We start from the raw sequence: 13,147 nt of genomic DNA, 5'->3' as shown, positions 1-13,147 counted from the left end.
CTGACCGAGCAGAGGAGGGTATGACTTGTTACACGCAATCAGTAGCGAAACACTGCCGCGATAGATACCTCATCCGGCATTTCTTGCGGCTCAACTGCATACACAGTTCCACCGTGAAAGATAGTTTGAATTGCTGCTGCATTCAATAAATCTTCGTCACCCGGTTGAGCATCATTGTGTATTTCAAGTTCCATGGCTTCCGGATCAAAATGTCCCCATTTCTGCACCCCAACAGGAACGAAAAGTTGATCTACACGACCGTAAAACGCACCTTGAATCACTTCGTCTAAGTCATCTGATCCTTTACCAGCGGCAATCGACTCGTGATAGTAATCGAGCGCACTTTGCTTGCCTGCCTCAAACTGTGGCTCCACGATCGCCCAAGCCTCTGCATGAAGTTCTTGCGCTGTTTGTTCCTTTGTGTTGTGTTGAATGCCTTCTTCTACAATGAAGTTGTAGGTATTCGCTTCGTGGTAAATTGGCAGCAAATAACTAACTCCGGCTAAAACAAGCGGCGCACGGCGATTGCGGAAAAAGTTGTGCAGCGCTTTATCTACTAACAGGAAATATTGCAACAAATCTTCCTTGACGTTTTCGCGATCGGCTCCTTGTCCATGATATGAGCCACCTCCTTGCAAGCCTGCACGACCAGCACCACCTTCCTGCCGCCGCTGTTGATCCTTCGATGTTTCGTCATACTGCAAGGCTTCATCCATATCCTTCGGCAAGCCTTCGATTTCAACTTCACGAGTGATGCCGTAGCGATTGCCTTCCAAAAGGCGCACATCGCGCTGACCAAGCGTGAGAATATAAAAGCGGTCATCTCCGCTTAGTAATGGAATTAGCGGTTTAAGGTGGAAGCGATCGCTCACAACCACCAATTCAAGCATTTCGATCGGCACGCAATAAAAACGAAAGAATCCTTCCGCAACAAACAAAGCTAAACCTGCGCTCTGCTGCTGCCAAAACTCATCTTCATCCAGTTCGAGGGCGGGCGCAAGGAATTGAGCTGGATCAACCGGATGCGATTCATGTTGTTCTAGCTGCGCTTCCGCTTGCCGAATTAGATTTTTGAATCGGACAGAATTTTGCTTTGTATCTGAACCCGCTTGTACAGTCGGCATATACATTGATATGCACAAACCCTGCGGTTGTTCGACGAGTTCTTTTAATTCTTCTAGTGAAAGAAAACTCATAGGATTAGGGCTGGGTTAAAGAGGTAAAACTGAGGCGTTCATTGTTAATGCTAAAAAGTTCTTCAAGCGGAAGCCCCTATCGAATGGCAGAGAAAGAAGGCACGCTAGGCTGAGGTCAATTTAGCGCGCGATCGTCGCCCATTCAAGCTACTTGTCTAGCAGGGAGTACGATTGCAAGCTCTAATTTGCTTGGAGCAAACTTTGAAAGCCTCTAGATTAAGTTCGAGGTTGCCTACCGCTCAAGCGCACTGTTAGCTGTCTATCTTTCACCTGATTTTTAATTGAGAATATAGAACCCAGTTAAAGTTTTTTAACTATTTTGCCTGAATTAAGCAAAGTCCATGACTGTTGGTCTAAAGAAGTCATTTTCCTCTTTGCCTGCCCGGTTCTCGTTTGAATGACGATCGCGATCGCCGTCATCTGATCAATGCGTCTGATTTGTAATACTGCATCCTGTTCTGCAGACGTAGATACCGCAGGCTTCATTTAGCTGCGCTGGGTATATTCAATCGCGCAGAACATCGCTCCCTGCGGATCGCGAATCAGCGTAAATTTGCCCGTACCTTCAATCACGATGGGGGGCAGCAGCACTTGGCCACCTAGGGCTTTGGCTTGTTCTACGATCGCATCCACATCCTCCACCGTGATATAGACCCCCCAAGTGGGCGGCATGTTGGGCTGGTTTGGTGGCGGTGGGGCCATGCCGCCAATTTCCCTTCCCCCGGCTTCTATGACGGTGTAGGGAGTACTGCCCACGGCCCCTTCTTTGAGTGTCCAGCCAAATAGGGGGCCATAAAACTCTTTAGCGGCGGCGACATCGGGGGTAGTCAGCTCGCACCAGCTAAACGCACCAGACTGTTGAAAGGGATCCATAGCTACTCCATAGGGGAAAAGCCGAGATACCCGGCTTTAGATAGCATAAAGGCAAGTCATTTTTGGGCTACTTCTTATTCAGCCTTACCCCTCCCCTTGGGTGCTGTCGACAACGTATCGATCGCGCCCCTGCTGCTTAGCGGCATAGAGCGCCCGATCGGCACTGGCAATGAGCTGCTTGGGCGACCCGGTAGCTGTGGGTACTAGACTGGCAACACCCAAACTAACTGAGACAATGGGGCTGACCGTTGAGGCTTCGTGGGGGATGGCCAAGGCTTTAATGGCCTGTTGAATCTGCTCTGCGATCGCAGCTGAACCGGACAAATTAGTATCCGGTAAAACAACCACAAATTCTTCGCCCCCGTAGCGGGCCACCACATCAGTCGTCCGTTCAACGGTTGACTTCACCGTCTGAGCAATGCTAATCAAGCAGGCATCGCCAATTTGGTGGCCGTAGTAATCGTTGTAGCGTTTGAATGCATCAACATCAAACATAATTAACGAGAGTGGCTGCTGACTGTGTAGGGCACGCCGCCATTCCTGCTCTAAATAGTCATCAAATTTTCGTCGATTTGCGACTTGAGTGAGGCCATCTATGGTGACTAATTTCTCTAGCTTTGTGTTGGCTGCCTGAAGAGATTGCTCAAGACGACGGCGCTCTGTGCTGTCGAAAACAAATAAGTAGTAGCCAATCACCTCCTGATTACTATTGAAGGCTGGCGTCAAACAGCTGGTGAGATAGGCACAGTCACCATTGAGGTAGGCCATGCCAAATTCAAAGCTTTGAGGCTCTCCCTTTAAAACGCGCTCAACATAGTCTTTGACAGAGGCGTAGGCTTCTTCACCAATCACATCCCAGACGTATTTATTTAGAATGCTCTCTCGGGAACGGTTGAAGCGCACTTCATAAAACCGGTTGACGAACTGATAGCGCCGCTCAGCGTCGACAAACGCAATACCCGCGTCGGTAGAATTGAGAATCTGCTGAAGCTGTTCGTTACTTTCGCGCAGGGTCGCTTCTACGTGGGCACGTTCTTGCTGTTCCAGTTGCAGTTGAGCCTTGGTTTGCTCAAGTTCTAGAGCAAGCTGTCTGACCCGCTGTTTCAACGTTGAGATGTAATTAGCATCCATTCAAGGGTTGTAGCTCGTCGACGCGCAGTGAGCTTTTGAAGCGTAGCACCCGCCTAAGCAGCTTTTATCATGCTGTCCAGAGCGATGCAGCCCATTGACCTACTTATAGCTAACTATCCTCAGCTGCCGTGAGCATGGCTTGCGTTAGCAAATTCTTCAAACGCAGGCCATGCTGATCGAAATCAGGGTACCGTCAGTCGGCTATTCTTCTTCGGTGTACTCGTCTTCGGACTCCTCGTCTTCCTCAGAATACTCCTCTTCCTCTTCTTCGGATTCTTCCTCAGACTCCTCGTCGGTGTACTCCTCCTCAGACTCCTCGTCGGTGTACTCTTCCTCGGATTCCTCTTCTGTGAATTCTTCCTCCCCGGCCTCGTCTTCCTCGGTTGTCTCTTCGTCGCTGCTGCCGTAGCCAAAACTGTAGGACTCATCGACGGCATACTCTTGGCAGAGGGCGTCTAGCTCGGCGACAAATTCGGTGCCGTCTTCGACGCTGAGGTCAAAGTTGAGGATGTTGAGCAGGTAGGGGCTGCCTTCATCTTCGTTATAGTCGTAGTCGAAGTAGTAGTCGTCTTCGCTTTCAACGTAGTTGAGGCAGAGGGCCGCGATCGCGTCGGTAAAGCCTTCGGGGTCTTCGGTGTGAATATAGAAGTCGTAGAGCAAGAGCGAGCAATCGTCGGCAAAGAATGACTCGTCCTCTTCCCAAACTTCGGCGCTAAAGTCGAGTTCGCTCAGGGATTTGATAATCCAAGAGTCATGGCCGTTGTAGTCGTCGTGGATGATGTAGTCGTAGGGAATGTAGCAGTAGCCGCGATCGCCCCACTCTGGCCCCCAGGAGTTACGCACAATAAAGAAGCGGTCTTTGTCAGAGTAGCCAACGCAGAGCATGGCGTGCCAGCCGTGGGTTTCGCGCACGTTGTCGGAGCGCTTGGGCTGGGGCACGCGGCCTTTGTTGCGGGTGGCTTCGTCAAACGATTCAAAGGTGTTGAGAGCAAAGGCGATCGGGTAGCCCTCAGCCAGCGTATGCCGCCAGAGATCTAAGTCAGTGTCGATGGTCTCGGCTTCAATAATTTTGAAGTTGGAGGCGTGGTCGTAGGCTCCGGTGTCGGGCTCGGTGAAGATCAGCTCTTCGTCGTTGGGCCAGAGGTCTTCGGAGCAGGCCCCATGCTGCATCAGGGTTTCGATCGCACAGTACATCTGGGTGCCGCGGTCTTCGTTGTGGCTGCCGGTCTGCGATCGCGCGTTGTAGTAGACAAACAGACGGCTGACGTCACCGGCATCGCCCAGATCGCGCTTAGCTAGATATTCGTAGGCCCCCACAAAGGCATTGGCCACGCAGCTGTTGCCCACCTGCGCTTCGACCTCAGTCATGTGGTGGCGCAAATCGACCCGCCCCGGCAGCTCCTCTTTCCCAAAGCGGCCAATCTGGTGATGCTTAACGTCGTCCGGCTTTTGCCCCGGCTGATAACCGCCAATGCGAAACTTACGGGTTTGCGTAAACATGTTTAACCTTGAGGGATGGCTTCTTAAGCATTCCCTCTACACTCCTAGCGAGCGCAGTATGGAACCCCAACGTTGCACTACCTTTAAAGAACAGTAAGGCAGTTTGAAGCTGAGTCTGCTGCGGCTTTTGGCGTCTGCCGCCGCCACCTGACCACCTACCCTAGAAGACGTCACCAACCGACAGACAGCAGGTTGCCCAGAGATACCGTCTCCCTCAAAAACTTAGGTTTAGCGGAACTCTAATTTTTCGCTCTCTCAGGCAGACCTTCCAAGGCATTTGTTAGTCGCTAATCTCTACCTCAGCGCGCCGTTTGCCTCAATCGCAAGACGCTACCGTAGGTCTTATAGACCGCATTAATAGGCTATGCCTCTTGACCATGCAAGCATTTGATAAGCTGCCCCGTTGGCTGGTGTGGGAAATTGCCCTGCCTCTAACCATTCTGAATATCTGGCTGCTTTACAAGGTCTTTCAGACCTTTCAAGCGCCGTTTACCATGCTGATTGCCGCCACGCTGCTGTCGTTTCTGCTGAGCTATCCGATTGAGCAACTCGAAAAGCGCGGCATTAGACCCGGTGTCAGTATTGCCCTAATTTTGCTTTTGACGGTTGGGTTAGTGGGGGTTCTGGGTTTTACCCTGGTGCCGGCTCTGCTACTGCAGCTCGGAGATTTGGGAACGCGCTTGCCCAACTGGCTAGAGTCGGGTAGCGAGCAGTTTCAGGCGCTAGACGCTTGGCTAGTGGTTCAGCACATTCCTTTAAATGTCACAGCGCTGACAACGCAGCTGGCGCAAATGCTGCCCGACGAGGTGGCTCAGCTGCCTGACCAACTGCTTGAGGTGATTGTTGGTGTCGCTGACAGCCTGCTAGAAGTATTGATTACGGCTGTGCTGACGCTCTACCTGCTGCTGCATGGGGATGGGTTTTGGAGCGGTCTGCTGCGCTGGCTACCGGGCAACCTTGGCGGTCAGATTCGGCTGGCGTTTCAGGAAAAGTTTAAGAACTATTTTGTGGGTCAGGCGACGATCGCCCTGCTGATGGTCACCAGTCTGACGACCGTCTTCTTTGTGCTCCACATTCCTTACTGGCTGGTGTTTGGCATTGGCATTGGCCTGATGGCGCTAATTCCGTTTGGCGATGTGGTGGGCATCTTAACAGCCGCCATTATCGTGAGCTTTAACAGCCTTTTGCTGGGGGGAGAGCTGGTGGTGGCGGCCCTGCTAGTCGACCAGATAATTGATAATGCTGTTGCCCCAAAGATTCTCGGCGATTTGATTGGACTAAACCCCGTGTGGATTTTGGTGCTGCTGTTGCTTGGCTCCCAGATAGCAGGGGTGTTGGGGTTGCTGCTGGCCGTGCCGCTGGCGGGGGCTCTCAAGCGGATTTTTGAGGAGGTGTATTACCCCTCTGGAGCTAACCCGGTTAGCTGACCTGTGGGTCTGGAAGACCGGCGATCGCCTAACCGCCTCTAACCCTCTATAACCCTTGTTCCTTACCCCTCAACGGAGCGAAATCTGGCCCGTTCTAGCCAGGCGAACAGTGCGTCGAGCTGGGTTGTGTTAATAAAGCCATACTGCCAGAGAATCATCGGCAGCTGGGTGGCGGAGTCGGTGTGGTGGAATGCGGTAGCCACTTCTTCATTGGATACCCCAAATTCGGTTTGCACGAAGCTAACCAACCGGCTGAGCAGTGGTGAGGTCATAGCAAGTTTCCTGGTGTGAGGAGCGTTGGTCTTGCCCGCTAGTAGCCACAGTAGGCTAACTAGGACGGGTCAATTTGAAGGCAAAGCTTAAACAGCGGTTGTGGCAATACTGTGTCGCTGGCGTTTCAGCCCGGTTGCATGGGGCCTAAATCGATCGCTTTGTCACAGTCATGCCACTGTAATGACATACCTGGCGCTTAGCCTAGAATCTATAGGTAGAAATCAATGGTATCGACAGTATGGTCCCAAGCATTCAGGTAGCGGTATTAGCTATCCCTCTCAACGGCTGGGTAAAGCTTGGCGGGTAGAGTGCCTTGACGGTGCGAGACTGGCGAACTGGGCTAAAGTAATTCAACTGTCTTTTGGTAGATTTTGCTCTGCTACATTGACCCTACTGTCTATGCTTGGCTCAATCACAGCCGCGATCGCGTCGTTATTACTAACTAACCCCAGGGCATTCTTGAGGTCACTTATGCTCACTGGATTATTTGCCGCTAGCATTGGTGCAGCGACGATGGCGTGATTTAACCTTGTAATGACCCTGCCTCAGCGAGAATTAGCGTTCAGCCCCTGTAAGTGAGTCAGCCATGATCGATTCCAGCTCTACCCCTCCCCGCCCTTCGGCCCCCAGAGGCAAAGGAATTTTGCGTGAAACCGTCGAAACCTTGGGCCTGAGCGTGCTGCTGGCCCTGGGCATTCGCACCTTTGTGGCCGAGGCCCGCTACATTCCCTCGGGCTCAATGCTGCCCACTCTGGAGATCAACGATCGCCTCATCATCGATAAGGTGAGCTACGACTTTGGCGACCCTCAGCGAGGCGACATTGTGGTGTTTCGTCCGCCCGATGCCCTAGGTCAGAACGAGGCCTTTATCAAGCGGCTGATTGGTCTACCGGGGGATGTGATTGAGGTCAAAAACGGCCAGCTCTATATCAACGACGAACCCCAGTCAGAACCCTACATTGCGGCCAAGCCTGACTACCAGTACGGGCCGGTGACGGTGCCAGATGACTCTTACCTGGTTTTAGGGGACAACCGCAACAAGAGCTATGATTCCCATTTTTGGGGCTTTTTGCCAGCCGACCATGTGATTGGCCGCGCTGTTTTTCGGTTTTGGCCCCCCGATCGCCTCGGCGATCTCGACTAAAGCGCTATAGCTGCTGGAGCCGTTGCTCGATGCGATCGAGCCGGTGCAGCAGTTCTGCCTCAACGGGGGTGGGCAAGTCGGTGGCTCGTTCTACAGTAATGCTGCCGCTGGTTTCTAAAATGGCCTCCCTAATTTCCGCCAGGTTCTCAAACCCCTGGCGGCGCAGTACCGTGCGGAATTCTTTCTCGCTAATCAGCTCTTTGGCCAAATTTTTGGAAATCATTTGCCCATCTAATAGCAGCGGCGTCGATCGGCCTTCTACCACCTGCTGAATGCGGGGATAGCGATAGGCCAAACGCACCACCAAGTAGTTGGTGATCAGCAGGGTAGTGGCCCCAACTAGCCCTCCTAAGACCGAGTTGTCGTCGCCAATGATGGCGTTTTGCACAGCGTTGGAAAGCATGAGCACTACGACCAAATCAAAGCCCGTTAGCTGCCCTAGCTCTCGTTTGCCCCCCAGCCGTAGGGCAACGAGCAAAAAGCCGTAGACCAAAATTGGCCGAATAATCTTTTCGAGAATAGATACGTCGGGTATCCATAGATCGTGAACGATAGTCATAGAGTTTAGGGAAATTAGCAGGTGTTCAATGCTATAGCAGAACCCTGCTCAAACGCCTGCTGCACGTTGGCTGCGAAGACCGTCTAAAACTATTGCTATCACCGAACGGTGAGGCCAGCTTTCCCAAATCGCTTGCTGTACGACAGTTCGCGACTCCAGTTGCTCATCTTCTCAATAAATCGGCCAGCGCCAGTCGAAGTTCAGTGATTGCGAAATTCCACCTTGCCCAACCGCTTTAGTGACTAGCAATCATCATCCTAGGAACTGCTGCGCCTACACCACCAGGCTTTCTAATCGGCTGACGGCGCGATCGACAATGTCTAAACTGGCCTGCCAAAATGCGGGTTGGCGAATGTCTTGCTGGAGGTGGCGCAGCACCACATCCTCCGCTGTCATGCTGCCGGTGTCGCGCAGCAGCTTGGTGTAGAGATCGTTGAACTGAGCGCCGTAGTGGTCTTTTTGGGCGTAGATGCCCAGGCTAAACAGATAGCCGAACAGGTAGGGATAGTTGTAGAAGCCCAGCTCTGCGATCGAGAAGTGCAGCTTGCTGGCCCAAAACATGTCATCGTAGCTGGCCAGGCTATCTTCATACCAGTGCTGCCAGCTGTCGCGCATCATGGTCCTGAGGTTGTCGGCAATCACAAACCCCTGCTTGCGGGCCTCAACCAGTTTTTGCTCAAAGGTGAACCGAGCTGGAATATTGAGCAAGAACGTGGCCGCGGCGGACCCTTCTTCCCATGCAATCTTGAGCTTTTGCTCGGGGGTGCTGGCCTGCTCAAACAGGGCATCGCGTACCAGGGTTTCGCCAAAGATGCTGGCGGTTTCGGCCAGGGTCATGGGGTAAAAGGTTTTGTAGCGGGGCAGATCCTGCATCACCCAGTTGTGCCAGGCATGGCCCAGTTCGTGAGCCAGAGTCAGCACGTTGTTCATGCTGCCCTCAAAGGTCATAAAAACGCGCGGTTCCTTGGGCTCGGCAAAGCTGGTGCAGTAGGCCCCCGTGGCCCGGTTGGGGGTCGGTTGGGCGTCAATCCAGCCCTTTTCGGCCATCATCATCGCAAAGTCGCCCATGGCGGGGCTGAACTGGCGAAAGGCGTTGGCAACCAGCTCGATCGCCGCCTCAAAGGAAACTCCCTCGCTCTGGCCTGCTGCTGGGGGTGGAGCAAACAAATCCCAGGGGGCCATGGGCTGGATTTCGAGCACTTTGCCCATCGCCGTTAGGGCGCGCTGGCCGAGGTGACGCCGCTGATAGGTAGCTTCCATCATGGCGTCGAGGGTGCCGCGATCGATGCGGTTTTGGTGGCAGCTTTTGTCGAGGTAGTGCAGGCTGCGGTGGTGCGATCGCTGTTTGGTTTCTTCTAGCCGCCAGCCGTTGATGGCGTTGAGAACAGCCGCCACCGTCTCGGCCCGACTCTCCCAGGCGGCGTTAACCCCGTGCCAGGCCTCAGAGCGCAGGGTGCGATCGGGGGAGCTGAGCAGGTTAGAGGCTTTGGCCAACCCCACAGGGCTGCCGTCTACGGTGCATTGCAGGGTGCCCGATAACTCGGTATAGAGGTTGCCCCAGCCTTGCAGACCGTTGACGGCCAGGCCGGTGATCAGCTTTTCTTCGGCTAGACTGAGCAGCTGATCGTTGAGCTGACGCTGGTGCAGCAGGGAGAAACTCAGCTCTTCGAGAACCGGATCGGCGGTCAAGGCTTTGATGAAGGCGTCGTCAACCCGCAGCAGAAAAATGTCTAAGGCTTTGGTGGCTTGGCTAATTTCGGCACTGAGCTGTTGTAGGGTGGGTTTCCACTCGCTGGCACTGGCATCGCGGGAGTCAACGCTGAGAATAGAGGAGATAAAGGTACGCAGGTTCCCCAGACGTTTGGCGATGTCGGTACGCTGCTGGTGGGCAGTTCTAACTTGAGCCAGCAAACCCTCAAACTTTTCCTGAGTTAGGGGTTCGGCCGGTTCGATATGCTCGATGAACGGAGCGCAGAGGGTAGATAAAGTGTCGATTTCCGCTCTGATCCGCTCAACCGTGGCGGCGATTTGGGGATCATCACTGCCCGCGAAGAAGTGGCTGTTATCCCAGATTTGATGGAGGATGGGCATAGGGGCAAGGGAGCAAAGGGCATTGCCTTTAGCTTACCTAACCTGTCAGGATATGCTAAGCCCCTAGCGGCGCGATCGCGTCGCTAGGGAGCAACGCGGTTCATGGCGACAGCCGCTTGAGCCTCAGGGCCGCTATCTGCCATAGCTAGCTCCAGATAGCGCTGGAGCGACTCCGAGGCCAGACCGTGCAGCAGCAGGTTGCGGGCTGCCCCAAAGAAGCTGTTAGGAGCCAGGGGATGACGGTTTGTCACGGTGTGGTTCCAGGCGTAGTCGCCAGTGACCCGGCTAAAGTAGAGGGCAAAGCTTTCGTCAAACTGAAGGGAAAGCACCGCCCGCTCAAACTCGTCGCTGGTGACCCAGAGGGAATAGCAGATTTTGAACAGCTCTAGGGAGGACTCCATATCGAGCACCTGGAGCCAGCCCCGTCGGCTGATGTCGATCTCGACCGACACAGGGCGAATGCCGTCATAGCTGAGCCCTCGCTGATGCACAGTCTCTAGCCAGTTAGGGTGCTGCGCTTGGGCGCGGTGGTAGTCGAGCACAAAGTTGTAGAGGTTGATGTCGTGCTCTAAAAAGGCGTTGGCGGCCAGGTCTTCTACCCGGCGAGGGTAGAGCGTGGCGTGGGGCAGGGTCGGGTCGGGGCCATTGTCGATTAAAAAATTGACGATGTTAGAGCCGATGGCAAAGTGGCGCACGATCAGGTAGCAGGCTTCGGGGGTGGTGAAGGTGTTAAGAAACCTCACTGCCAGTTGGTGCATCAGCCAGTAGTTGCGAAACTGAAACGGTAAGAGCCGCTTGAGCGTCATAATCAGGGCCATGGCCAGGTTGGCGAAGAGCTTGATCGGCAGCAGCAGGTAGCAGCGCGACCAGCTTTGTAGGTCTTTGACCATGTAGGCCTTAGCGGTGGGGTCGAGGGGAATGGCCCAGTCGGCATAGATGGCATCCCAGTAGCTGGGGTCTTGCCGGTTGTGGGGCACGGGGGTGTGGGTCATAGGTCAATCTCTTCCAGTTGCAGGCGGTACAGGCGGGCGGTGACTTGAGCCGTTTTGACAATGCGGGCAGCGATCGCCGCCGTCATCCAGTCGGCATTGAGAAAGGCATCGAGCTTTTGCACATGGGCCTCGTCGTTCTCGCCGTGATAGTTGAGGAAGGAGATCTGGGTCTTATCTAATCCCAGGCTCTGTTGAATCAGTGCGGCCCACTGGCCGGCCATGCGGTTGCCCAGCCCTTCTACAATGAAGATGCTGCCCAGTAGATCAATCGGGTTTTCGCGGGAGGCGCGCTGAAAAATAAAGGCAGACAGGGCCTCTGAACCAAGGTTTTGCTCAGCCTCCAGAATCTCTTCGAGCTGTCCTCCGACCGAGACGTAGTCGCGCTCCAGCATCTGAAAGTCGCGGTGCTCGTCGCGGGCGTGGCCGATCAGGTGCGATCGCAGCTCAAAGTCGGTCATATTCGACGCGGCCCGGGCAATCCACCGGGCACCATCGACCACCTGGGGGCGCAAGGCCCGCAGCAGTGCTCGGTAGTCGGCGAGGGTAAACTCCCCCCGGTGCAGTCGCCTGACGATGGGGACAGACCGCAGCTCTCGCTCAAAGGTCAGCCACACCAGCATCAGCTGGCGCAACAGCGCTTCAGAGACCGTAGACTCGGTTTCGGCTTCCAGGGCAGTGGTTGGCGAGGGGGAACAGTCAGGGGGGGCGATCGCCGCAGTGGCCGGCAGCAGCGTGGGGTTAGAACCTTGGCTTGGCCCAGTTGCCTCCACCACCGTCAGCAGCAGGTAGGCGGTGGTGAACCGGCCACTTTCGGGCACAAAGCAAAAGATCTGCTGCCCTGCTCGCAGCTTGCCCGAGTTAAACAACTCCTCCAGCATCAGGTAGATTGAGGCGCAGCCGGTGTTGCCCCGGGTGTAGAGGTTGGTAAACCACCGCTCCTCAGGAATCATGCAGCCCGCCTGTTCGAGCAGATTGATGATTTGACTGCGAAAGAAATGTGACGAGTAGTGGCACAGCAGCCAGTCCACCTGGTCGGGGTGCACCCGACCAGCTTCGATTAGCCTGATCCAGCCCTCTACGCCCAGCTGCACCACCTGGTCGAGCAGACGAATATTTTGGCGCAGGTTGAGCGCTCCCGCCGCTGCCGCCGCCCCTTGGTTAGGAAAATCCATCCAGCTGGTCAGCGCTGTGGGGCTATCGACCCCGGCATACATGCACAGCGGATGGGAATTGGCGTGGGAGACCGACTCAATCCACTCGACTTTGAGGCTGAGGCCGCTGGCGCTGGGGCGATCGCTGACCAAGCATGCCCCCGCGCCGTCCGACAGCATCCACCGCAGAAACTCGGTGTCGAAGGGCAGGGCAGCCCCCGCCCGATGGGCGGTTTCGGCCTCAAACCGAGTGTGCTTAAACAACCGCGAGGCCAGTTCTGAGGACACCGCGATCGCCTGCCGCTTTTGACCCAGCTGCACCTGGGCCGCCACGTATTTGAGCGCTGCCACGCCAGCGCAGCACACCCCCTGGTGAGAGGTCGCCTCTACCGAGGCCAGCTCCGGCAGCTCCCCATGCACCATACTGGCAAAGCCCGGCACCAGTAGGTCGGGCCAGGTGGTGGCGCAGGCCAACAGGTCAATGGTCTTGGGGTCTAGCTCAGCCTGGGTCAGGGTGTCTCGCACCGCTGCTGCCGCCATCTGGCTATTGCTGAGGGTAGTCTGCTGCTGGCGATCGAGGGCATAGTAGCGCTGCTGAATGCCGTTGCTTTTGAGAATGCGGGCCTTGACTCGGGAGGGGCGATCGCCCACCTGGCCCAGGTAGGCTTCCATCTCATCGTTGGCGATCGGCTCTCCTGGTAGACATTTGCCGATGTGGGTGATGTAGGCCGCCCGGGGTTGAGCCCGGTCGAAGGGGGTGAAAGACGGCATGGGGTTAGACCTCTAAGCGTAAGACTGTCAGTTGCCGCC

Annotated in this window: 11 protein-coding genes; 2 read left to right on the top strand and 9 right to left on the bottom strand. The window is 55.0% G+C overall.

From position 1 onward, the window contains the following. Window positions 1-38: 38 nt before the first annotated feature. From H6F75_RS15530 to H6F75_RS15515, 4 genes are all read right to left on the bottom strand, one after another. Complete coding sequence (locus H6F75_RS15530; protein ID WP_190753376.1) at window positions 39-1,196, bottom strand: hypothetical protein; 1,158 nt, start codon at window positions 1,194-1,196, stop codon at window positions 39-41. A 486-nt stretch (window positions 1,197-1,682) separates the two neighbouring features. Then, window positions 1,683-2,069 (bottom strand): VOC family protein, encoded by a 387-nt coding sequence (locus H6F75_RS15525; RefSeq protein WP_190753375.1) that lies wholly within the window; start codon window positions 2,067-2,069, stop codon window positions 1,683-1,685. An 84-nt stretch (window positions 2,070-2,153) separates the two neighbouring features. Next, complete coding sequence (locus tag H6F75_RS15520) at window positions 2,154-3,200, bottom strand: diguanylate cyclase (RefSeq protein WP_190753374.1); 1,047 nt, start codon at window positions 3,198-3,200, stop codon at window positions 2,154-2,156. A 201-nt stretch (window positions 3,201-3,401) separates the two neighbouring features. Further along, window positions 3,402-4,700, bottom strand: a complete 1,299-nt coding sequence (locus H6F75_RS15515; protein WP_190753373.1) for a C1 family peptidase — start codon at window positions 4,698-4,700, stop codon at window positions 3,402-3,404. Window positions 4,701-5,077: 377 nt separating this feature from the next. Here H6F75_RS15515 and H6F75_RS15510 point away from each other — a divergent pair, with 377 nt between their 5' ends. Next, window positions 5,078-6,127 (top strand): AI-2E family transporter, encoded by a 1,050-nt coding sequence (locus tag H6F75_RS15510; RefSeq protein WP_190753372.1) that lies wholly within the window; start codon window positions 5,078-5,080, stop codon window positions 6,125-6,127. A 62-nt stretch (window positions 6,128-6,189) separates the two neighbouring features. Here H6F75_RS15510 and H6F75_RS15505 read toward each other — a convergent pair whose 3' ends face one another. Continuing rightward, window positions 6,190-6,399: a DUF2949 domain-containing protein gene (locus H6F75_RS15505; protein WP_242020040.1), complete on the bottom strand. Its 210-nt coding sequence runs from the start codon at window positions 6,397-6,399 to the stop codon at window positions 6,190-6,192. Between the two features lie 587 nt (window positions 6,400-6,986). Here H6F75_RS15505 and lepB point away from each other — a divergent pair. Further along, window positions 6,987-7,544, top strand: coding sequence for a signal peptidase I (lepB, locus tag H6F75_RS15500; RefSeq protein WP_190753371.1), 558 nt, complete (start codon window positions 6,987-6,989; stop codon window positions 7,542-7,544). 4 nt (window positions 7,545-7,548) lie between these two features. Here lepB and H6F75_RS15495 read toward each other — a convergent pair whose 3' ends face one another. The 4 genes from H6F75_RS15495 to H6F75_RS15480 form a co-directional block, all read right to left on the bottom strand. Then, a complete protein-coding gene (locus tag H6F75_RS15495) occupies window positions 7,549-8,103 on the bottom strand; it encodes a YetF domain-containing protein (RefSeq protein WP_190753370.1) in 555 nt (184 codons plus the stop codon). 273 nt (window positions 8,104-8,376) lie between these two features. Next, a complete protein-coding gene (locus tag H6F75_RS15490; RefSeq protein WP_190753369.1) occupies window positions 8,377-10,194 on the bottom strand; it encodes a M3 family oligoendopeptidase in 1,818 nt (605 codons plus the stop codon). An 83-nt stretch (window positions 10,195-10,277) separates the two neighbouring features. Next, window positions 10,278-11,186 (bottom strand): hypothetical protein, encoded by a 909-nt coding sequence (locus tag H6F75_RS15485; protein WP_190753368.1) that lies wholly within the window; start codon window positions 11,184-11,186, stop codon window positions 10,278-10,280. Further along, window positions 11,183-13,108: a 3-oxoacyl-[acyl-carrier-protein] synthase III C-terminal domain-containing protein gene (locus tag H6F75_RS15480; RefSeq protein ID WP_190753367.1), complete on the bottom strand. Its 1,926-nt coding sequence runs from the start codon at window positions 13,106-13,108 to the stop codon at window positions 11,183-11,185. Before H6F75_RS15480 ends, H6F75_RS15485 begins: the two co-directional genes overlap by 4 nt. Window positions 13,109-13,147 lie beyond the last annotated feature (39 nt).

This window comes from Nodosilinea sp. FACHB-131, from assembly GCF_014695395.1.
Taxonomy (GTDB): domain Bacteria; phylum Cyanobacteriota; class Cyanobacteriia; order Phormidesmidales; family Phormidesmidaceae; genus Nodosilinea.
Note: the sequence above shows the minus strand (reverse complement) of the source record. Positions and strands in the feature narration are given on the sequence as shown.